The sequence below is a fragment of the Kitasatospora sp. NPDC088783 genome (assembly GCF_044750705.1).
Lineage (GTDB): Bacteria > Actinomycetota > Actinomycetes > Streptomycetales > Streptomycetaceae > Kitasatospora > Kitasatospora fiedleri.
The window spans coordinates 232557-252182 of sequence record NZ_JBIVKJ010000008.1 but is presented as its reverse complement, the minus strand read 5'-3'; the positions used below and the strand labels follow the sequence as shown (position 1 = coordinate 252182).

Genomic DNA, 19626 nt, shown 5'->3' with positions numbered 1-19626 from the left:
CCCCCCGCACCGCAACGCAACGCACCGCACCGAACCGCACCGACGAGGAGGAACCACCGTGATCGCCATGACACTCCCCTGGACGCCGGGGCCCGCCGCGCAGCAGCCGCCGGAGCGGCCCGTCGTGATGGCCGCCGAACTCCGGGTCCGCGGCCTGCGGCACGTCCCCGGCTTCCTGCGGCAGTCCCTGAAGATCCGCGACCAGGCCCGCCGGGCCCCCGGCGCGCTCGGCGTCGGCCTGCGCGCCGCGCCCCTGCGCCGCACCTTCTGGGTGCTCTCCAGCTGGAGCGACCCCGAGACGCTCGCCGCGTTCGTCCGCTCCGAGACCCACCGGCGGGCGATGACCGCGCTGCGCCCCGCGATGGCCCGCTCCGCGTTCGCCACCTGGGAGGCGGAGACGGCGGCCGAGCCGGGGTGGGCCGAGGCCGAGCGGCGGTTGGCGGCGGACGGCTAGGCCCTGGTCGGCCCGGTCGGCCCGGTCGGCCCGGCCGGTCCGGGGGAGCCGGGCGGGGGCGGGGCTTGGCTTACGCTGGGGCGGTGATCGAGGAGATGGATGCGCCGCTGGCCCCGTTGACGACGCTGCGGCTGGGCGGACCGGCGCGGCGGTTGGTGACGGCCCGGACGGACGCCGAGGTGGTGGCCGCCGTGCGCGCGGCCGACCGGGCCGGGGAGCCGCTGCTGGTGCTGGGCGGCGGCTCGAACCTGGTGATCGGGGACGCCGGCTTCCCCGGGACGGTGCTGCGGATCGCCACCGAGGGCTTCGCGCTGGACGGGACGCTGCTGGAGCTGGCCGCCGGCGAGGTCTGGTCGGACGCGGTGGCCCGCACCGTCGCCGCCGGACTGGCCGGGATCGAGTTCCTGGCCGGCATCCCGGGCTCGGCCGGGGCCACCCCGGTGCAGAACGTCGGGGCGTACGGGCAGGAGGTCGCCGAGACCGTCACCGAGGTGGACGCCTACGACCGCCTGCTCGGCGAGACCGTCACGCTGGCCAACGCGGACTGCGCCTTCTCGTACCGGCACAGCCGCTTCAAGGCGGACCCGGACCGGTACGTGGTGCTGCGGGTGCGCTTCCGGCTCGCGGACGAGGGCGGGCTGTCCTCGCCGGTGAAGTACGCCGAGGCGGCCCGTTCGATGGGCGTCGAGCCGGGGCAGCGGGTGAAGCTGGGCGACGCCCACGCCGAGGTGCTGCGGCTGCGCAAGGGCAAGGGCATGGTGCTGGACGCCGCCGACCACGACACCTGGTCGGCGGGCTCGTTCTTCACCAACCCGATCCTGACGGACGATCAGTTCGCCGCGTTCACCGCCCGGTTGGGCGACCTGCGGGCGCCGAGCTACCCGGCCGGGGAGGGTCGCGTCAAGACCTCCGCGGCCTGGCTGATCGACAACGCGGGCTTCCGCAAGGGCCACGGCAGCGGCCCGGCCACCCTCTCCACCAAGCACACCCTGGCCCTGACCAACCGGGGCTCGGCGACCACCGAGGACCTGCTCGCGCTGGCCCGCGAGGTGCGGGACGGCGTGCGCGCGGCGTTCGGCGTGGAGCTGGTGAACGAGCCGGTGATGGTCGGCGTCAGCCTCTGAGCCCGCGGGCGGGCGGGCGGGCCTTAGGCGGGCTCCGCCGCCAGCCAGGCGTCGACCTCGCCCAGCAGTTCCTTCACCACGTGGTCGGGGGCCTGCGAGGAGCGGATCGACTGGCGGGCGAGTTCGGCCAGCTCGGGGTCGGTGAAGGCGTGCGACTCGCGGGCCAGGGTGTACTGGTCGGCGAGCCGGGAGCCGAACAGCAGCGGGTCGTCCGCGCCGAGGGCGAGCGGCACGCCGGCCTCGAAGAGCGTCCGCAGCGGGACCTGCTCGGGGCTGTCGTAGACGCCCAGGGCGACGTTGGAGGCGGGGCAGACCTCGCAGGTGACCTGGCGGTCGGCGAGGCGCTGGAGCAGCCGCGGGTCCTCGGCGGCGCGCACGCCGTGGCCGATCCGGGTGGCGCCCAAGTCGTCCAGGCAGTCGCGGACGGACCCGGGCCCGGCGAGCTCGCCGCCGTGCGGCGCGGCGATCAGGCCGCCGTTCCGGGCGATCGCGAAGGCCCGGTCGAAGTCCCGGGCCAGGCCCCGGCGCTCGTCGTTGGACAGGCCGAAGCCGATCACCCCCCGGTCGGCGTACCGGACGGCGAGCCGGGCCAGCGTCCGGGCGTCCATCGGGGACTTCATCCGGTTGGCGGCGACCAGCACCCGGATGCCGACGCCGGTGGCCTCGGACGCCTCCCGGACGGCGTCCAGGACCAGCTCCAGGGTCGGGATCAGGCCGCCGAGCAGCGGCGCGTACGAGGTCGGGTCGACCTGGATCTCCAGCCAGCGCGAGCCGTCGGCGCGCTCGTCCTCGGCGGTCTCCCGGACCAGCCGGCGGATGTCGGACTCGTCGCGCAGGCAGGAGCGCGCGGTGTCGTAGAGCCGCTGGAACCGGAACCAGCCGCGTTCGTCGGTGGCCCGGAGTTTGGGCGGATGCTCGGAGCTGAGCGCCTCGGGCAGCCGGATGCCGTGCTTGTCGGCGAGTTCGAGCAGCGTCGCGGGGCGCATCGAACCGGTGAAGTGCAGGTGCAGATGGGCCTTCGGCAGGCCCCGGACATCACGCAGGCGATCCATTCACCGATCCTGCCGCAAAACCCCCCGGAACAGGAACCGCCCCCCGCACATCGCCCGAAGGGGTGAGGTGCGGGGGGCGGCCGTGACGGCGGGTCAGTCGCGGGCCTCGGCGAGCAGCTTCTGCAGCCGGCTGACGCCCTCGACCAGGTCGGCGTCGCCCAGCGCGTAGGACAGCCGCAGGTAGCCCGGGGTGCCGAAGGCCTCGCCGGGGACGACCGCGACCTCGGCCTCGTCCAGGATCAGCGCGGCCAGCTCGGCGGAGCTCTGCGGGCGCTTGCCGCGGATCTCCTTGCCCAGCAGGTCCTTGACCGACGGGTACACGTAGAACGCGCCCTCCGGCTCGGGGCAGAGCACGCCGTCGATCTCGTTCAGCATCGCCACGATGGTGCGGCGGCGGCGGTCGAACGCGGTCTTCATCTCGTCCACCGCGGCCAGGTCGCCGGAGACGGCGGCCAGCGCCGCGCGCTGCGCCACGTTGGAGACGTTCGAGGTGGCGTGCGACTGCAGGTTGGCGGCCGCGCTGACGACGTCCTTGGGGCCGATCAGCCAGCCCACCCGCCAGCCGGTCATCGCGTAGGTCTTGGCCACGCCGTTGACCACGACGCACTTGTCGGCCAGCTCGGGCAGCAGGGCCGGCAGCGAGGTGAAGGTCGCGTCGCCGTACACCAGGTGCTCGTAGATCTCGTCGGTGAGCACCCACAGGCCGTGCTCCAGCGCCCAGCGGCCGATCGCCTCGGCCTCGGCCTCGGTGTACACCGCGCCGGTCGGGTTGGACGGCGAGACGAACAGCACCACCTTGGTGTTCGCGGTGCGGGCGGCCTCCAGCTGCTCCACCGAGACCTTGTAGCCGGTGGTCTCGTCCGAGACGACCTCGACGGGGGTGCCGCCGGCCAGCTTCACGGCCTCCGGGTAGGTGGTCCAGTACGGGGCCGGGATGATCACCTCGTCGCCCGGGTCGAGGATCGCGGCGAAGGCGTTGTAGATCGCCTGCTTGCCGCCGTTGGTCACCAGCACCTGCGAGGCGTCCACCTGGTAGCCGGAGTCGCGCAGCGTCTTGGCGGCGATCGCGGCCTTCAGCTCCGGCAGGCCGCCGGCCGGGGTGTAGCGGTGGTTCGCCGGGTCCTGGCAGGCGGCGACCGCGGCGTCCACGATGTAGCCGGGGGTCGGGAAGTCGGGCTCGCCGGCGCCGAAGCCGATCACCGGGCGCCCGGCGGCCTTGAGGGCCTTGGCCTTGGCGTCGACGGCGAGGGTGGCGGACTCGGCGATGGCGCCGACCCGGGCGGAGACCCGGCGGTTCGCGGGGGGGACGTTCTCGGGGGTGGGTGCGCTCATGCCTGAATGCTCCCAGACCGCACGGGCGCCGGTCATCGCGGTTCCGGCGGGCGCTCCGGGGCGTTCCAGCGTCCGCGTCGCCGACCCGGACGATCTCGGGCGGAAGGCGATCGAAGCCGGAGGATCTCGGGCGGACGGCGTCGAAAGTCGGCGAATGTGGATCTCGGTGAATGAGGTTCGACCAATCGGCGAAGAACCCGTACACTCACTGCTCGATGGCTTCCGAAGTGCGGTTCCTTCGGCCGGGTACACCACACGGCCGACGGGATGCGGTAGGTTGGGGGCCGCAGCGGAACCGCGAGGCTCCGTAGGGCACTAGCTCAATTGGTAGAGCACCGGTCTCCAAAACCGGCGGTTGGGGGTTCGAGTCCCTCGTGCCCTGCTGCTTGATCCGTGACAAGCCCGTTCGCTCCGCAGAGCGAGCGGGCTTGATGCGGAGAGGGCCCCACCCAAGCACAGCTTTCGCCGGATCGCCCGTGCACCAGGCACGGACCTCCGCAGGACCCGGATTCAGGTGAGGACGAGTGACGGAGACCACGGGCTCCACCGCAACGCCTGAGAGCGGCAACCCCGAGGGGACCGAAGGCGCCGCGGACGAGACCACCGCCGAGGGCGGCAAGCTCTCCCGCCGCGAGCGTCGGCGGGCGAACAAGTCCGCCGACGGCGAGGGCGGCAAGAAGTCCGGCAAGCGGGCCAAGAAGGGCCTGTTCGCCCGGGCGGCGATCTTCTACCGCCAGATCATCGCCGAGCTCCGCAAGGTGGTCTGGCCCTCCCGCAGCCAGCTGATCCAGTACACCACCGTCGTGGTGACCTTCGTGATCGTGCTGATGCTGGTCGTCGCCGGCCTCGACTGGGTCTTCGCCAAGGGTGCCTTCTGGATCTTCGGCTGACGCCCGATCCGGCCGGACTCCGGAGGGGCCCGCAGGCCCCGCACCGCATACCTCACCCCGACCCGGGCCGAACACTTCGGCCCGGGTCGAGCTGTCGGCGCGAAGGACAGCGGGCGACTACCGTTGAGTCGGTACTGTTGAGGTATCCGTTCCACAACCAGGAAAGAAGCAGCGACCGTGTCTGAGTCCCCCCTGTACGACGCCGACGAGACCGTCCGCGAGGCGGATGTCGCCGCCGAGCTGGACGCGGCCGAGGCTGCCGACGTTGAGTCTTCCGCCGAGGAGACCGTCGATTCGGCCGAGGCGGACGCCGAGGAGGACGAGGTCGAGGCCGCCGACGAGCTGGAGGCGGGCGAGCCGGCCGAGGCCGCCGCCGTGCACGAGGTGGACGAGACCGAGGCCGCGGCCGGGGAGGCCCCCGCCGAGGCGGAGGCCGAGGAGGCCGAGGAGGCTGCGGAGGAGCCCGCCGAGGAGGTCGAGAGCGACCCGGTCGCCGAGTTCCGCGAGCAGCTGCGCCGCGCCCCCGGCGAGTGGTACGTCATCCACACCTACGCCGGCTACGAGAACCGGGTGAAGCAGAACCTGGAGCAGCGCTCCGTCTCGCTGAACGTCGAGGACTACATCTTCGAGTCCCAGGTTCCGCAGGAGGAGGTCGTCCAGATCAAGAACGGCGACCGCAAGACCATCCGGCAGAACAAGCTCCCCGGCTACGTGCTGGTCCGGATGGACCTCACCCCGGAGTCCTGGGGCGTCGTGCGCAACACCCCCGGTGTCACCGGCTTCGTCGGCAACGCCTACGACCCGTACCCGCTGACCCTGGACGAGGTCGTCAAGATGCTCGCCCCCGACGTGGAGCGCGCCGCCGCCAAGGAGGCCGGCAAGGCCTCGCCGGTGCGCCCGGTCGAGGTGCAGGTGCTGGACTTCGAGGTCGGCGACTCGGTCACCGTCACCGACGGTCCGTTCGCCACCCTGCAGGCGACCATCAACGAGATCAACCCCGACTCGAAGAAGGTCAAGGGCCTGGTGGAGATCTTCGGCCGGGAGACCCCGGTCGAGCTCTCCTTCGACCAGATCCAGAAGAACTGACCCACAGGTCTCCGGTGCCGGGGCGGGGCGAGAGCCTCCGCCCCGGCACCGTTTTGGTCCAGCACCGCCTCAGCGGTTAGCCTGGTCCGATGTGTGTCCTGGCGGCCGGGTTTCGCCCCGGGGCCGGGCACATCAGCAATCACCTCTCGGAAGGACCCGGAGAGACATGCCTCCCAAGAAGAAGAAGGTCACGGGGCTTATCAAGCTCCAGATCAACGCCGGTGCGGCCAACCCGGCCCCGCCGGTCGGCCCCGCGCTGGGTCAGCACGGCGTCAACATCATGGAGTTCTGCAAGGCGTACAACGCGGCCACCGAGTCGCAGCGCGGCATGATCGTGCCGGTGGAGATCACGGTCTACGACGACCGCTCCTTCACCTTCGTCACGAAGACCCCGCCGGCCGCTCGCCTGATCCTCAAGGCCGCGGGCGTCGACAAGGGCTCCAAGGAGCCGCACAAGACCAAGGTCGCCAAGCTGACCTCGGCCCAGGTGCGCGAGATCGCCACCACCAAGCTGCCCGACCTGAACGCCAACGACCTGGACGCCGCGGAGAAGATCATCGCCGGCACCGCCCGGTCGATGGGCATCACCGTCGAGGGCTGACCAGCCCGTACGTCCTTCCGTGGTAGGGCCCAGCGCGGCCCGTCGGTACCACGACTCCATTAATCACAGGAGCAGCAGTGAAGCGCAGCAAGGCCCTCAAGGCCGCGGACGCCCAGGTCGACCGCGCCCGGATCTACGCCCCGCTCGAGGCCGTCCGCCTCGCCAAGGCGACCTCCACCTCGAAGTTCGACGGCACCGTCGAGGTCGCCATGCGTCTGGGCGTCGACCCGCGCAAGGCCGACCAGATGGTCCGCAGCACCGTCATCCTCCCGCACGGCACCGGTAAGACCGCCCGGGTCCTGGTCTTCGCGAACGGTGAGCGTGCCGAGGCCGCGCGTGCCGCGGGTGCCGACATCGTCGGCTCCGACGAGCTGATCGACGAGGTCGCCAAGGGTCGTCTGGACTTCGACGCCGTCGTCGCCACCCCGGACCTGATGGGCAAGGTCGGCCGCCTGGGCCGCGTGCTCGGTCCCCGTGGCCTGATGCCGAACCCGAAGACCGGCACCGTGACCCCGGACGTCGCCAAGGCCGTCAACGAGATCAAGGGCGGCAAGATCGAGTTCCGCGTCGACAAGCACTCGAACCTCCACCTGATCATCGGCAAGACCTCGTTCTCCGACGAGCAGCTGGTCGAGAACTACGCCGCCGCGCTCGACGAGGTCCTCCGGGCCAAGCCGTCCGCCGCCAAGGGCCGCTACCTGAAGAAGATCGCCTTCTCCAGCACGATCGGCCCCGGCATCCAGGTCGACCCGAACCGCACCCGCAACCTCCTCGTCGAGGAGGACCCGGCGGCGGTCTGACCCCGAGTCAGCCCCCGCGCGGAGCACGCCTGACCGGGCCCGCACCCCCTCGGGGGTGCGGGCCCGGTGGTGTGTGCAAACGGTTTGCGCGGCCGTCGGAGCGGTTCGGTAGAGTCCGGAGGTCATCACCAGGATGAGAATCCGATTAGAGGGGGACCTCCGTGCGCGCACTGCGTACCCTTGCCGTGGCCTGTCTGGCCCTCGGCGCCCTGACCGCCTGCAGCAGCTCCGGCTCGACCGGCGCGACCGGTTCGGCCGGCCCGGCCGGCTCGACCGCCCCGGCGGGCGGCACCGGCAGCACGGGCGCCTCCGCCCCGGCGGCGGACGGAGCCGGCCAGGGCGGGACCAAGCTCGCGCCCAAGGAGGCCCTGCTCGCCTCGGCCGCGGTCATGGACAAGGCGGGCAGTGCCAAGCTGACCGTCAAGGGCGGCGAGACCGACGGCACCGCCGACTACGTCTGGACCTCCCCGTCCTCCTTCCTGCTCACCAGCAAGACCGAGGGCAAGGACGTCAACGTCCTGTTCACCAACGACCAGATGTACATCGGCGCCACCCCCGAGATGGCCGCCGTGGCCCAGGGCAAGAAGTGGATGGTCATCAGCACCAAGGACGCTGCCGGCGCCGACAGCGCCGAGGCCGGCTCCTTCGCCGCGATGATGCAGCTGATGAACCCGTCGGTGCAGCTGACCGCCGCCGCGCCCACCGCCACCCTGGTCGGCACCGAGACCGTGGCCGGCCAGAGCGCCACGCACTACCGCAGCGAGCTCAAGGTGGACGACCAGGTCGCCAAGATGCAGCTCGACCCGGCGCTCAAGGCCCAGGTGCTCGCCGAGCTCAAGAAGAAGGGCGGCACCGCCACCGTCGACCTGTGGATCAACGCCAAGGGCGAGCTGGTCCAGCAGTCCAGCGTCGACCCGACGGCCGAGACCGGCGACGCGACCAACGTGGTCACCTACGCCCAGCTGGGCTCGGTCAAGGCCACCCCGGCCCCGGCCGCCTCCGAGGTGTTCTCCCTCTCCGACCTGCTCCAGCAGTAGCGGTACCCGCGTCCGGGCCCCGGGGGTGGCTCCGGGGCCCGGACGGGCCGCATGGCATCGTGGGGGGACGGACGGGCACGAGGGCGGGAGGAGGACCTGATGGCGGTACCGGCGCGCGGGGCCGCGGTCCTGCTGACGGCCGTCCTGCTGGCCGGCACGGCCGCCGCCTGTACCGGCGCGGGCCGGGCCGCGGAGCCGCCCGCCTCCTCGTCCAGCGCCGTCCCGTCCACCGGCCAGCCCAGCCCGACCGACCGCTCCCCGCACGGGGTGCTGCTCTCCGCCCAGCTGGTGCTGCACGACGCCCGGCGGGCCGAGTACACGGCGGTGCTCGGCGGCCAGGAGGCCGGGGGCGCGCTGTTCTGGGCCCCCAAGACGGTGCTGAAGTACCAGGCCGACGGCGAGGACCGGACGCTGATGGTGCTGGACACCTCCGCCTACCTGGGCGGCGACGCGGAGAGCGCGGCGCGGCTCGGCGGCCCGCACTGGCAGAAGTTCTCCAACGGCCGGATCCCGTACGCCGACCTGATCGACCGGCTCAGCCCGGTGGTCGCGGTGGCCGCCGCGGCCGCCGCGGACGACCCGCTGCTGGTCGGCGAGGAGAAGCTGCTCGACACCACCGTCCGGCACTACCGGGTCACCCTCGGCGCCGCCCGGTACGCCGCCGCGCAGACCCAGCTCGACCCGGCCCGGCGGCAGGCGCTGGAGACCGCGCTGGGCCCCGGCGACGTGGTGCTCGACCTCTGGCTCGACGACAGCGACCAGCTGGTCCGGCTGCGCCGGGCCGCCGCCGCGGTGGACACCGTCGACTACAGCGAGTTCGGCAGCTCCGCGCTCTCGGTCCAGGCCCCCGCCGAGGCCGACACCGCGCCCGGCACCGGCGCCAGTCCGCCGGCCTTCCCGTAGGGCGGTCCGGCTTCCCCGAGGGCGATTTGGTCAAACCCGTTCCGTCCGGTTAGGCTGGCCGAGCCAAAGACCGCTGGTTGTCGCCGTGCCCCGCGAGGGGAACGGCACCGAAGGGTCCGCACTCGCTGCGGATCGCCCGCGCAGGTTGTGGAGCCTAGTGAGGACTTCCGGACCGATCCGGTCCGTCGAGGTCACTGCGAGCCCCGTGCGCCTGCGCGCCGGGGCTTCTTCGTTTTCCCGGGGTCCGCGGCGATGGATGGTCGACTTCTCGAAGGTCGGCCCGACTTCGACATCACGGAAGGAGGCGTAAGCCTATGGCCAGGCCCGACAAGGCTGCCGACGTCGCCGAGATCACGGACAAGTTCCGTGCCTCCAGCGCCGCCGTTCTGACCGAGTACCGCGGTCTCACGGTGAAGCAGCTGAAGACGCTGCGTCGCTCGCTCGGCGGCAACGCCGATTACGCCGTGGTGAAGAACACGCTGACCAAGATCGCGGCCAACGAGGCCGGGATCTCCGAGCTCGACGACCTGTTCGCCGGTCCGACGGCTGTCGCCTTCGTCACCGGTGACCCGGTGGAGTCGGCGAAGGCTCTGCGTGACTTCGCCAAGGAGAACCCTGCTCTCATCATCAAGGGCGGTGTCCTTGACGGTAAGGCGCTGTCCGCCGATGAGATCAAGAAGCTCGCGGACCTCGAGTCCCGCGAGGTGCTGCTCGCCAAGCTGGCGGGCGCCCTGAAGGCCAAGCCCTCCCAGGCTGCCGCGGTCTTCCAGGCGCTCCCGTCCAAGCTCGTTCGCACCGTGGAAGCGCTGCGCGAGAAGGTCGAGCAGGGCGGTGCCGGTACTCCGGCTCCCGCCGAGGACGCGGAGTAACCACTCCCGTCCCAGCGGGCCCGTAAGCACGCCCGCCAACCCGTACATCCGGCACCTGCCGATTTAGTGGAAGGACGCCAATCATGGCGAAGCTCAGCACCGAGGACCTGCTCGAGCAGTTCGAGGGCATGACCCTGATCGAGCTCTCCGAGTTCGTGAAGGCCTTCGAGGAGAAGTTCGACGTCACCGCCGCCGCCCCGGTCGCCGTTGCCGCCGCCGGCGCCCCGGGCGCCCCGGCCGAGGCCGTCGAGGAGCAGGACGAGTTCGACGTCATCCTCGAGGGTGCCGGCGACAAGAAGATCCAGGTCATCAAGGAGGTGCGCGCCCTCACCTCCCTCGGCCTGAAGGAGGCCAAGGACCTCGTCGACACCGCCGGTGCGAAGGTCCTGGAGAAGGTCGCCAAGGACGTCGCGGAGAAGGCCAAGGCCCAGCTCGAGGGCGCCGGCGCCAAGGTCACCGTCAAGTGACTTCCTCCTCTCTCTGAGAGGTGCTCCACAGGCCGGGTCGGCCACCCTTCGGGGTGGCCGACCCGGCCTGCGCGCGTTCCGGGCCGGGCCGGCCGGGGTTGCTCCCGATGGCCCAAGCCGGACTCGGCCGCTGTCGGGGCCCGGGGGTAGGGTGATCGCTGTCACCGGCCCTCCCGCTGCGGGCGGCGTGTAACGCGCGGCGAGGTCCGGACGATGGGCAGTGCGAGGTCCACACCCTGGTGCGGGCCTTGACGAACAGCACGAGGCGCGCGATTCTCGAGGCGCGTGCCCAAGCGGAACCGCCTCCGATGCATATTCGGCGGCGGCACTGGGAAGGTTCCCGGTGACGCAGACGTGGGTGCGACGGCCCGGCCGGTGAGGGATCACTGCCCGGGTTGTCGGTTGTACGGGAGGAGCGTCCGATTCGGTCTCCGAATCAGGGCTTGCTAGCAGTGTCGCCTTTGGCTACACTGTCCCTTTGCGCTGCCTGTTAGCTGCTCCGTGACTCGTCGCCCGGAGTGGTCCCTGTCCTGACCTGGGGTTTTCCGCCTCGGCCAAGGCCCGGCCGGTATGCGCGTAGTGAGCTCCGAGCCCTCGGAAGGACCCCCCTCTTGGCCGCGCCGCGCAACGCCTCGAACAATTCCGCATCCACCGCCCCGCTCCGCGTCTCGTTCGCGAAGATCAAGGAGCCCCTCGAGGTCCCGAACCTCCTGGCCCTGCAGACCGAGAGCTTTGACTGGCTGCTCGGCAACGCGGCCTGGAAGTCCCGGGTCGAGGCTGCCCTGGAGAGTGGTCAGGACGTCCCCACCAAGTCCGGTCTGGAGGAGATCTTCGAAGAGATCTCCCCGATCGAGGACTTCAGCGGGTCGATGTCCCTGACCTTCCGGGACCACCGTTTCGAGCCGCCGAAGAACTCCATCGACGAGTGCAAGGACCGCGACTTCACCTTCGCGGCCCCGCTCTTCGTCACCGCGGAGTTCACCAACAACGAGACCGGTGAGATCAAGTCCCAGACCGTGTTCATGGGCGACTTCCCGCTCATGACCAACAAGGGCACGTTCATCATCAACGGCACCGAGCGTGTCGTCGTGTCCCAGCTGGTCCGCTCCCCGGGCGTCTACTTCGACTCCACCCTGGACAAGGTGTCCGACAAGGACATCTTCTCCGCCAAGATCATCCCCTCCCGCGGTGCCTGGCTGGAGATGGAGATCGACAAGCGCGACATGGTCGGTGTCCGCATCGACCGCAAGCGCAAGCAGTCGGTCACCGTGCTGCTCAAGGCCCTCGGCTGGACCACCGAGATGATCCTGGAGGAGTTCGGCGAGTACGAGTCGATGCGCGCCACCCTGGAGAAGGACCACACCCAGGGCCAGGACGACGCGCTGCTCGACATCTACCGCAAGCTGCGCCCGGGCGAGCCGCCGACCCGCGAGGCCGCGCAGACGCTGCTGGAGAACCTGTACTTCAACCCGAAGCGCTACGACCTGGCCAAGGTCGGCCGCTACAAGGTCAACCGGAAGCTGGGCAACGCCGAGTCGCTCGACTCCGGCGTGCTCACCGAGCCGGACATCATCAACACCATCAAGTACCTGGTGAAGCTGCACGCCGGCGAGACCGAGTGGCGCGATGACGAGGGCCGCGACATCGTCATCGAGGTCGACGACATCGACCACTTCGGCAACCGCCGCCTGCGCAACGTCGGCGAGCTGATCCAGAACCAGGTCCGCACCGGCCTCGCCCGCATGGAGCGGGTGGTCCGCGAGCGGATGACCACCCAGGACGTCGAGGCGATCACGCCGCAGACCCTGATCAACATCCGGCCGGTCGTCGCCTCCATCAAGGAGTTCTTCGGCACCAGCCAGCTGTCGCAGTTCATGGACCAGACGAACCCGCTGTCGGGCCTGACCCACAAGCGCCGGCTGTCCGCGCTCGGTCCCGGTGGCCTGTCCCGCGAGCGGGCCGGCTTCGAGGTCCGTGACGTGCACCCCTCGCACTACGGCCGCATGTGTCCGATCGAGACCCCCGAAGGCCCGAACATCGGTCTGATCGGCTCGCTCGCCTCCTACGGCCGGGTCAACGCGTTCGGCTTCATCGAGACCCCGTACCGCAAGGTCGTCGACGGCGTGGTCACCGAGTCGGTGGACTACCTGACCGCCGACGAGGAGGACCGGTACGTCATCGCGCAGGCCAACGCCCCGCTCACCGCGGAGCTGACCTTCGCCGAGCCCCGCGTCCTGGTCCGCCGCCGCGGCGGCGAGATCGACTACATCCCCGGCACCGAGATCGACTACATGGACGTCTCGCCGCGCCAGATGGTGTCGGTCGCGACCGCCATGATCCCCTTCCTCGAGCACGACGACGCCAACCGCGCGCTGATGGGCTCGAACATGATGCGCCAGGCCGTCCCGCTGCTGCGCAGCGAGGCGCCGCTGGTCGGCACCGGCATGGAGTACCGCTGCGCCGTCGACGCCGCGGACGTCATCACCGCCGACAAGGCCGGCGTGGTGCAGGAGGTCTCGGCCGACTACGTCACCGTCGCCAACGACGACGGCACGTACAACACCTACCGGGCCGCCAAGTTCACCCGCTCCAACCAGGGCACCGCCTTCAACCAGAAGGTCCTGGTGGACGAGGGCGCCCGGGTCGAGGCCGGCCAGGTGCTGGCCGACGGCCCGTGCACCGACGAGGGCGAGATGGCCCTCGGCAAGAACCTCCTGGTGGCGTTCATGTCCTGGGAGGGCCACAACTACGAGGACGCGATCATCCTGTCGCAGCGCCTCGTCCAGGACGACGTCCTCTCCTCGATCCACATCGAGGAGCACGAGGTCGACGCCCGCGACACCAAGCTGGGCCCCGAGGAGATCACCCGGGACATCCCGAACGTCTCCGAGGAGGTCCTCGCCGACCTCGACGAGCGCGGCATCATCCGGATCGGCGCCGACGTCGTCACCGGTGACATCCTGGTCGGCAAGGTCACCCCGAAGGGCGAGACCGAGCTGACCCCGGAGGAGCGCCTGCTCCGCGCGATCTTCGGCGAGAAGGCCCGCGAGGTCCGCGACACCTCGCTGAAGGTGCCGCACGGCGAGTCCGGCAAGGTCATCGGCGTCCGCGTCTTCGACCGCGAGGAGGGGGACGAGCTCCCCCCGGGCGTGAACCAGCTGGTCCGCGTCTACGTCGCCCAGAAGCGCAAGATCACCAACGGTGACAAGCTGGCCGGCCGCCACGGCAACAAGGGCGTCATCTCCAAGATCCTGCCGGTCGAGGACATGCCGTTCCTGGAGGACGGCACCCCGGTCGACATCATCCTGAACCCGCTGGGCGTCCCGTCCCGGATGAACCCGGGACAGGTCCTGGAGATCCACCTCGGCTGGCTCGCCATGCAGGGCTGGGACGTCTCCGGCCTCGCCGACGAGTGGGCCCAGCGCCTCCAGGCGATCGGCGCCGACACGGTCGAGGGCGGCACCAACCTCGCCACCCCGGTCTTCGACGGCGCCCGCGAGGACGAGATCACCGGCCTGCTGGACAACACCACCCTCACCCGCGACGGTGAGCGCCTGGTGAACTCCACCGGCAAGGCCCGGCTGTTCGACGGCCGCTCCGGCGAGCCGTTCCCGATGCCGGTCTCGGTCGGCTACATGTACATCCTCAAGCTGCACCACCTGGTCGACGACAAGCTGCACGCCCGTTCGACCGGTCCGTACTCGATGATCACCCAGCAGCCGCTCGGTGGTAAGGCGCAGTTCGGTGGTCAGCGCTTCGGCGAGATGGAGGTGTGGGCCCTCGAGGCGTACGGCGCGGCCTACGCGCTGCAGGAGCTGCTCACCATCAAGTCCGACGACGTCCTGGGCCGCGTGAAGGTCTACGAGGCGATCGTCAAGGGCGAGAACATCCCCGAGCCCGGCATTCCCGAGTCCTTCAAGGTCCTCATCAAGGAAATGCAATCGCTCTGCCTCAACGTGGAGGTGCTGTCCTCGGACGGCCAGTCCATCGAGATGCGCGACAGCGACGAGGACGTGTTCCGCGCCGCCGAGGAGCTCGGCATTGACCTGTCCCGGCGCGAGCCGAGCAGCGTCGAAGAGGTCTGACGGAGGTCGGGCCGACCCCTAGTCCGGGTCGGCCCGCCCCCAGGCCCCCCTCAGACCAACAGACAGACTCTCGAATCACGAAAGAGGGCTTGACGACCAGTGCTTGACGTCAACTTCTTCGACGAGCTCCGCATCGGACTGGCCACCGCCGACGACATCCGCCAGTGGTCGCACGGCGAGGTGAAGAAGCCGGAGACCATCAACTACCGCACGCTGAAGCCGGAAAAGGACGGCCTCTTCTGCGAGAAGATCTTCGGTCCCACCCGGGACTGGGAGTGCTACTGCGGCAAGTACAAGCGCGTCCGCTTCAAGGGCATCATCTGTGAGCGCTGCGGCGTCGAGGTGACCCGCGCCAAGGTGCGCCGCGAGCGGATGGGCCACATCGAGCTGGCCGCCCCGGTCACCCACATCTGGTACTTCAAGGGCGTCCCGTCGCGCCTGGGCTACCTGCTCGACCTGGCGCCGAAGGACCTCGAGAAGGTCATCTACTTCGCCGCCTACATGATCACCTGGGTGGACGACGAGCGTCGCCAGCGCGACCTCCCGTCCCTGGAGGCGCACGTCTCGGTCGAGCGCCAGCAGATCGAGAACCGGCGCGACGCCGACCTGGAGGCCCGGGCCAAGAAGGCCGAGTCCGACCTGGCCGAGCTGGAGGCCGAGGGCGCCAAGGCCGACGTGCGCCGCAAGGTGCGCGAGGGCGCCGAGCGCGAGATGAAGCAGCTGCGCGACCGCACGCAGCGCGAGATCGACCGCCTCGACGAGGTCTGGACCCGGTTCAAGAACCTCAAGGTCCAGGACCTGGAGGGCGACGAGCTGCTCTACCGCGAGCTGCGCGACCGCTTCGGCACCTACTTCTCCGGCTCGATGGGCGCCGCGGCCCTCAAGGACCGCCTGGAGTCCTTCGACCTGGGCGAGGAGGCCGAGCGCCTCCGCGAGATCATCCGCACCGGCAAGGGCCAGAAGAAGACCCGCGCGCTCAAGCGCCTCAAGGTCGTCTCCGCCTTCCTGCAGACCAGCAACAAGCCCAAGGGCATGGTGCTCGACTGCGTCCCGGTGATCCCGCCGGACCTGCGCCCGATGGTCCAGCTCGACGGTGGCCGCTTCGCCACCTCCGACCTGAACGACCTGTACCGCCGCGTCATCAACCGCAACAACCGCCTGAAGCGGCTCCTCGACCTCGGCGCGCCCGAGATCATCGTGAACAACGAGAAGCGCATGCTCCAGGAGGCCGTCGACGCGCTCTTCGACAACGGCCGCCGCGGCCGCCCGGTCACGGGCCCCGGCAACCGTCCGCTGAAGTCGCTGTCCGACATGCTCAAGGGCAAGCAGGGCCGCTTCCGGCAGAACCTGCTCGGCAAGCGCGTCGACTACTCGGCCCGTTCGGTCATCGTCGTCGGCCCGCAGCTCAAGCTGCACCAGTGCGGCCTGCCCAAGGCCATGGCGCTGGAGCTCTTCAAGCCGTTCGTGATGAAGCGCCTGGTCGACCTGAACCACGCGCAGAACATCAAGTCGGCCAAGCGCATGGTCGAGCGCGCCCGCCCCGTGGTGTGGGACGTCCTCGAAGAGGTCATCGCCGAGCACCCGGTGCTGCTGAACCGCGCGCCCACCCTGCACCGCCTCGGCATCCAGGCCTTCGAGCCGCAGCTGGTCGAGGGCAAGGCCATCCAGATCCACCCGCTCGTCTGCACCGCGTTCAACGCGGACTTCGACGGCGACCAGATGGCCGTGCACCTGCCGCTGTCCGCGGAGGCGCAGGCCGAGGCCCGCATCCTGATGCTGTCCTCGAACAACATCCTGAAGCCGGCCGACGGCCGCCCCGTCACCATGCCGACCCAGGACATGGTGCTGGGCCTGTTCTTCCTCACCTCGGACCGCGAGGAGGTCAAGGGCAAGGGCCGTTCCTTCTCCTCGACCGCCGAGGCGATCATGGCCTTCGACGCCCGCGAGCTGGACGTCCAGGCCCCGATCGACCTGCGCCTGGCCGGCGGCACCGTGCCGCCGCGCGGCTGGACCCCGCCGGTGGACGAGGACGGGCAGCCGGCCTGGACCGAGGGCGAGCCGTTCCGGATCACCACCACCCTGGGCCGCGCGCTCTTCAACGAGCTGCTGCCCGAGGACTACCCGTTCGTCGACTACGAGGTCGGCAAGAAGCAGCTGTCGGCGATCGTCAACGACCTCGCCGAGCGCTACCCGAAGGTCGTCGTCGCCGCGGCGCTCGACAACCTGAAGGCGGCCGGCTTCCACTGGTCGACCCGTTCCGGCGTCACCGTCTCGATCTCGGACGTCATCGTCCCGCCGAGCAAGCCCGCCATCCTGGAGGGCTACGAGGCGCAGGCGGAGAAGGTCCAGAAGCAGTACGAGCGCGGTCTGATCACCGACAACGAGCGCAAGTCCGAGCTGGTCGGCATCTGGACCCGCGCGACCAACGAGGTCGCCGACGCGATGGCCGCGAACTTCCCGAAGACGAACCCCATCTTCATGATGGTCGACTCGGGCGCGCGCGGAAACATGATGCAGATGCGTCAGATCGCCGGTATGCGTGGTCTGGTGTCGAACGCGAAGAACGAGACCATCGCGCGTCCGATCAAGGCCTCGTTCCGTGAGGGCCTGTCCGTGCTGGAGTACTTCATCTCCACCCACGGTGCCCGTAAGGGTCTGGCCGACACCGCGCTGCGCACCGCCGACTCGGGCTACCTGACCCGTCGTCTGGTGGACGTCTCGCAGGACGTGATCATCCGCGAGGAGGACTGCGGCACCGAGCGCGGCCTCAAGCTGTCGATCGGCTCGGTCGGCGCGGACGGCGTGCTGCGCAAGGCCGACGACGTCGAGACCAGCGTCTACGCCCGCATGCTCGCCGAGGACATCACCGTCGACGGCAAGCTGATCGCCACCGCCAACACCGACCTCGGCGACGTCCTGATGGACGAGCTGATCCGGCACGGCGTGAGCTCGGTCAAGGTCCGCTCGATCCTGACCTGCGAGTCCGCGGTCGGCACCTGTGCCTTCTGCTACGGCCGCTCGCTGGCCACCGGCAAGCTGGTCGACATCGGCGAGGCGGTCGGCATCATCGCCGCCCAGTCCATCGGTGAGCCCGGCACCCAGCTGACCATGCGCACCTTCCACACCGGTGGTGTGGCCGGTGACGACATCACCCAGGGTCTGCCGCGTGTCGTCGAGCTCTTCGAGGCCCGCACCCCCAAGGGTGTGGCCCCGATCTCGGAGGCGCAGGGCCGCGTCCGGATCGAGGACACCGAGAAGACCCGCAAGGTCGTCGTCACCCCCGACGACGGCTCGGACGAGATCGCCTACCCGGTCTCCAAGCGCGTCAAGCTGCTGGTCAGCGAGGGCGAGGCGGTCGAGGTCGGCCAGAAGCTGACCGTCGGCGCCACCAACCCGCACGACGTGCTGCGCATCATGGGCCAGCGGGCCGTCCAGATCCACCTGGTCGCCGAGGTCCAGAAGGTCTACAACTCGCAGGGCGTGTCGATCCACGACAAGCACATCGAGATCATCATCCGGCAGATGCTCCGCCGCGTGACGATCATCGAGTCGGGCGACGCGGAGCTGCTGCCGGGCGAGCTGGTCGAGCGCGGCCGCTTCGAGCAGGAGAACCGCCGGGTGGTCTCCGAGGGCGGCCACCCCGCCTCCGGCCGCCCGCAGCTGATGGGTATCACCAAGGCCTCGCTGGCCACCGAGTCCTGGCTGTCGGCCGCCTCCTTCCAGGAGACGACCCGGGTGCTCACCGACGCGGCGATCCACGCCAAGTCGGACCCGCTGCTGGGCCTCAAGGAGAACGTCATCCTCGGCAAGCTCATCCCGGCCGGTACGGGTCTGCCCCGCTACCGCAACATCCGGGTCGAGCCGACCGAGGAGGCCAAGGCCGCGATGTACTCGGCCGTCGGCTACGACGACTACGACCTGTCGCCGTTCGGCGCGGGCTCCGGTCAGGCCGTCCCGCTGGACGACTACGACTACGGCCCGTACACCGGCTGATCCTCCGGTCCCGATCGCAGGGCGGTCACCCCATCCGGGGTGGCCGCCCTGCGGCGTTTCCCCTAGGGGGATCCCCCGGGGGGAGGAGGCGCCGGAACCACTCTCCGGAGGGAGGCGGCCGGGGGCGGCGGGCCGGGAGACTGGTGGTCGTCGAGAGGAGGCCGCGGTGAAGCGGTTCGTGGGGGCGGCGGCGGTCGTGGGGCTGCTGGCGGTCGGGGCGGTCGGGTGCGGGCCGTGGGACGAGCAGCGCAAGACGGTGTCGTACGAGGTGCCCGGGCAGGTCACCGCGTTGGAGGTGACCGGGGAGGTCGGCGGGATCGAGGTGCGGGCCGGGGACGGGCCGGTGCAGGTGGTGGAGAAGCGCACCTGGCAGGACGAGGAGCCGCGGGCCGGCCACGAGCTGAGCGGCGGGGTGCTGAAGCTGACGTACTCCTGCTCGCAGTGCGGGATCGGCTACCAGGTGCGGGTGCCGGCCGGGACGGTGCTGCGGCTGGAGGAGACCACCGGCGGCATCACGCTGCGCGACCTGGGCGGCGACATCACCGCGCGGACCGTCACCGGCGGCGTGGAGGCGACCGGGCTGCGCGGGGCGAACGTCACGCTGGAGGCCGGGACGGGCGGCGTCAGCGCCCGGTTCGCGGCGGCGCCGACCCGGGCCGAACTGCGCACCGGGACCGGCGGGGTGGAGCTGACGGTGCCCGCCGGCGAGGCGTACACGGTGGACGCGCACGCCTCGGCCGGCGGCACCGAGGTGAGCGTCCCCTCGCAGGCCGGGGCCGGGCACGCGCTGGTCGCCCGGGCGGACACCGGCGGCGTGAAGGTCGCCACCGGCTGATCGCCAACTGTCGGTGCCGGGACGTAGATTGAGGGTGTCGGACGGAGGGCGCAGGCCCCGCCGGCACCCCTCCCGAACTCTGTGCCCGAAAGGGGCGT

Annotated in this window: 15 protein-coding genes and 1 tRNA gene; 14 read left to right on the top strand and 2 right to left on the bottom strand. The window is 70.7% G+C overall.

The features are described 5' to 3' along the window. Window positions 1-58 precede the first annotated feature (58 nt). Window positions 59-454 (top strand): DUF3291 domain-containing protein, encoded by a 396-nt coding sequence (locus tag ACIP60_RS23350; RefSeq protein WP_400687359.1) that lies wholly within the window; start codon window positions 59-61, stop codon window positions 452-454. A gap of 86 nt (window positions 455-540) precedes the next feature. Continuing rightward, window positions 541-1578, top strand: coding sequence for a UDP-N-acetylmuramate dehydrogenase (locus tag ACIP60_RS23345; RefSeq protein WP_400687586.1), 1038 nt, complete (start codon window positions 541-543; stop codon window positions 1576-1578). A 23-nt stretch (window positions 1579-1601) separates the two neighbouring features. Here the strand turns inward: ACIP60_RS23345 and ACIP60_RS23340 are convergent, their stop codons facing one another. Both ACIP60_RS23340 and ACIP60_RS23335 read right to left on the bottom strand, forming a co-directional pair. Beyond that, window positions 1602-2630: an adenosine deaminase gene (locus tag ACIP60_RS23340; protein ID WP_400687357.1), complete on the bottom strand. Its 1029-nt coding sequence runs from the start codon at window positions 2628-2630 to the stop codon at window positions 1602-1604. Between the two features lie 93 nt (window positions 2631-2723). Further along, window positions 2724-3962 carry a pyridoxal phosphate-dependent aminotransferase gene (locus ACIP60_RS23335; RefSeq protein ID WP_400687355.1) on the bottom strand — a complete coding sequence of 413 codons (1239 nt, stop codon included), beginning with the start codon at window positions 3960-3962 and terminating at the stop codon, window positions 2724-2726. 309 nt (window positions 3963-4271) lie between these two features. Here ACIP60_RS23335 and ACIP60_RS23330 point away from each other — a divergent pair. The 12 genes from ACIP60_RS23330 (at window position 4272) to ACIP60_RS23275 (ending at window position 19528) form a co-directional block, all read left to right on the top strand. Next, window positions 4272-4344, top strand: a tRNA-Trp gene (locus ACIP60_RS23330). A gap of 142 nt (window positions 4345-4486) precedes the next feature. Next, on the top strand, window positions 4487-4852 hold the full coding sequence (gene secE / locus ACIP60_RS23325; RefSeq protein ID WP_100837796.1) for a preprotein translocase subunit SecE: 366 nt from the start codon (window positions 4487-4489) through the stop codon (window positions 4850-4852). A gap of 177 nt (window positions 4853-5029) precedes the next feature. Beyond that, entirely contained in the window at window positions 5030-5938 is a 909-nt protein-coding gene (gene nusG / locus ACIP60_RS23320) for a transcription termination/antitermination protein NusG (protein ID WP_400687353.1), read from the top strand. A gap of 166 nt (window positions 5939-6104) precedes the next feature. Beyond that, on the top strand, window positions 6105-6539 hold the full coding sequence (gene rplK, locus ACIP60_RS23315; RefSeq protein ID WP_100837798.1) for a 50S ribosomal protein L11: 435 nt from the start codon (window positions 6105-6107) through the stop codon (window positions 6537-6539). 77 nt (window positions 6540-6616) lie between these two features. Beyond that, window positions 6617-7339, top strand: a complete 723-nt coding sequence (gene rplA / locus ACIP60_RS23310; RefSeq protein ID WP_100837799.1) for a 50S ribosomal protein L1 — start codon at window positions 6617-6619, stop codon at window positions 7337-7339. A 161-nt stretch (window positions 7340-7500) separates the two neighbouring features. Then, window positions 7501-8376: a hypothetical protein gene (locus ACIP60_RS23305; protein ID WP_400687350.1), complete on the top strand. Its 876-nt coding sequence runs from the start codon at window positions 7501-7503 to the stop codon at window positions 8374-8376. Between the two features lie 99 nt (window positions 8377-8475). Next, window positions 8476-9279: a hypothetical protein gene (locus ACIP60_RS23300; RefSeq protein ID WP_400687348.1), complete on the top strand. Its 804-nt coding sequence runs from the start codon at window positions 8476-8478 to the stop codon at window positions 9277-9279. 314 nt (window positions 9280-9593) lie between these two features. Continuing rightward, window positions 9594-10148, top strand: coding sequence for a 50S ribosomal protein L10 (gene rplJ, locus ACIP60_RS23295; RefSeq protein WP_014136320.1), 555 nt, complete (start codon window positions 9594-9596; stop codon window positions 10146-10148). An 83-nt stretch (window positions 10149-10231) separates the two neighbouring features. Then, window positions 10232-10615: a 50S ribosomal protein L7/L12 gene (gene rplL, locus ACIP60_RS23290; RefSeq protein ID WP_400687346.1), complete on the top strand. Its 384-nt coding sequence runs from the start codon at window positions 10232-10234 to the stop codon at window positions 10613-10615. Between the two features lie 611 nt (window positions 10616-11226). Continuing rightward, window positions 11227-14700 carry a DNA-directed RNA polymerase subunit beta gene (rpoB, locus tag ACIP60_RS23285; protein WP_100837803.1) on the top strand — a complete coding sequence of 1158 codons (3474 nt, stop codon included), beginning with the start codon at window positions 11227-11229 and terminating at the stop codon, window positions 14698-14700. Window positions 14701-14799: 99 nt separating this feature from the next. Further along, the gene (locus ACIP60_RS23280; RefSeq protein WP_400687343.1) at window positions 14800-18693 is read left to right on the top strand and encodes a DNA-directed RNA polymerase subunit beta'; all 3894 of its coding nucleotides are present in this window, start codon (window positions 14800-14802) and stop codon (window positions 18691-18693) included. Between the two features lie 166 nt (window positions 18694-18859). Then, complete coding sequence (locus ACIP60_RS23275; RefSeq protein ID WP_400687341.1) at window positions 18860-19528, top strand: hypothetical protein; 669 nt, start codon at window positions 18860-18862, stop codon at window positions 19526-19528. Window positions 19529-19626 lie beyond the last annotated feature (98 nt).

What these genes read in the sequence shown, in the direction of transcription:
- ACIP60_RS23340 (WP_400687357.1), bottom strand. Translation starts at nt 2,630, where the DNA reads ATGGATCGCCTGCGTGATGTCCGGGGCCTGCCGAAGGCCCATCTGCAC.
- ACIP60_RS23335 (WP_400687355.1), bottom strand. Translation starts at nt 3,962, where the DNA reads ATGAGCGCACCCACCCCCGAGAACGTCCCCCCCGCGAACCGCCGGGTC.
- rplK (WP_100837798.1), top strand. Translation starts at nt 6,105, where the DNA reads ATGCCTCCCAAGAAGAAGAAGGTCACGGGGCTTATCAAGCTCCAGATC.
- ACIP60_RS23300 (WP_400687348.1), top strand. Translation starts at nt 8,476, where the DNA reads ATGGCGGTACCGGCGCGCGGGGCCGCGGTCCTGCTGACGGCCGTCCTG.
- rplJ (WP_014136320.1), top strand. Translation starts at nt 9,594, where the DNA reads ATGGCCAGGCCCGACAAGGCTGCCGACGTCGCCGAGATCACGGACAAG.
- rplL (WP_400687346.1), top strand. Translation starts at nt 10,232, where the DNA reads ATGGCGAAGCTCAGCACCGAGGACCTGCTCGAGCAGTTCGAGGGCATG.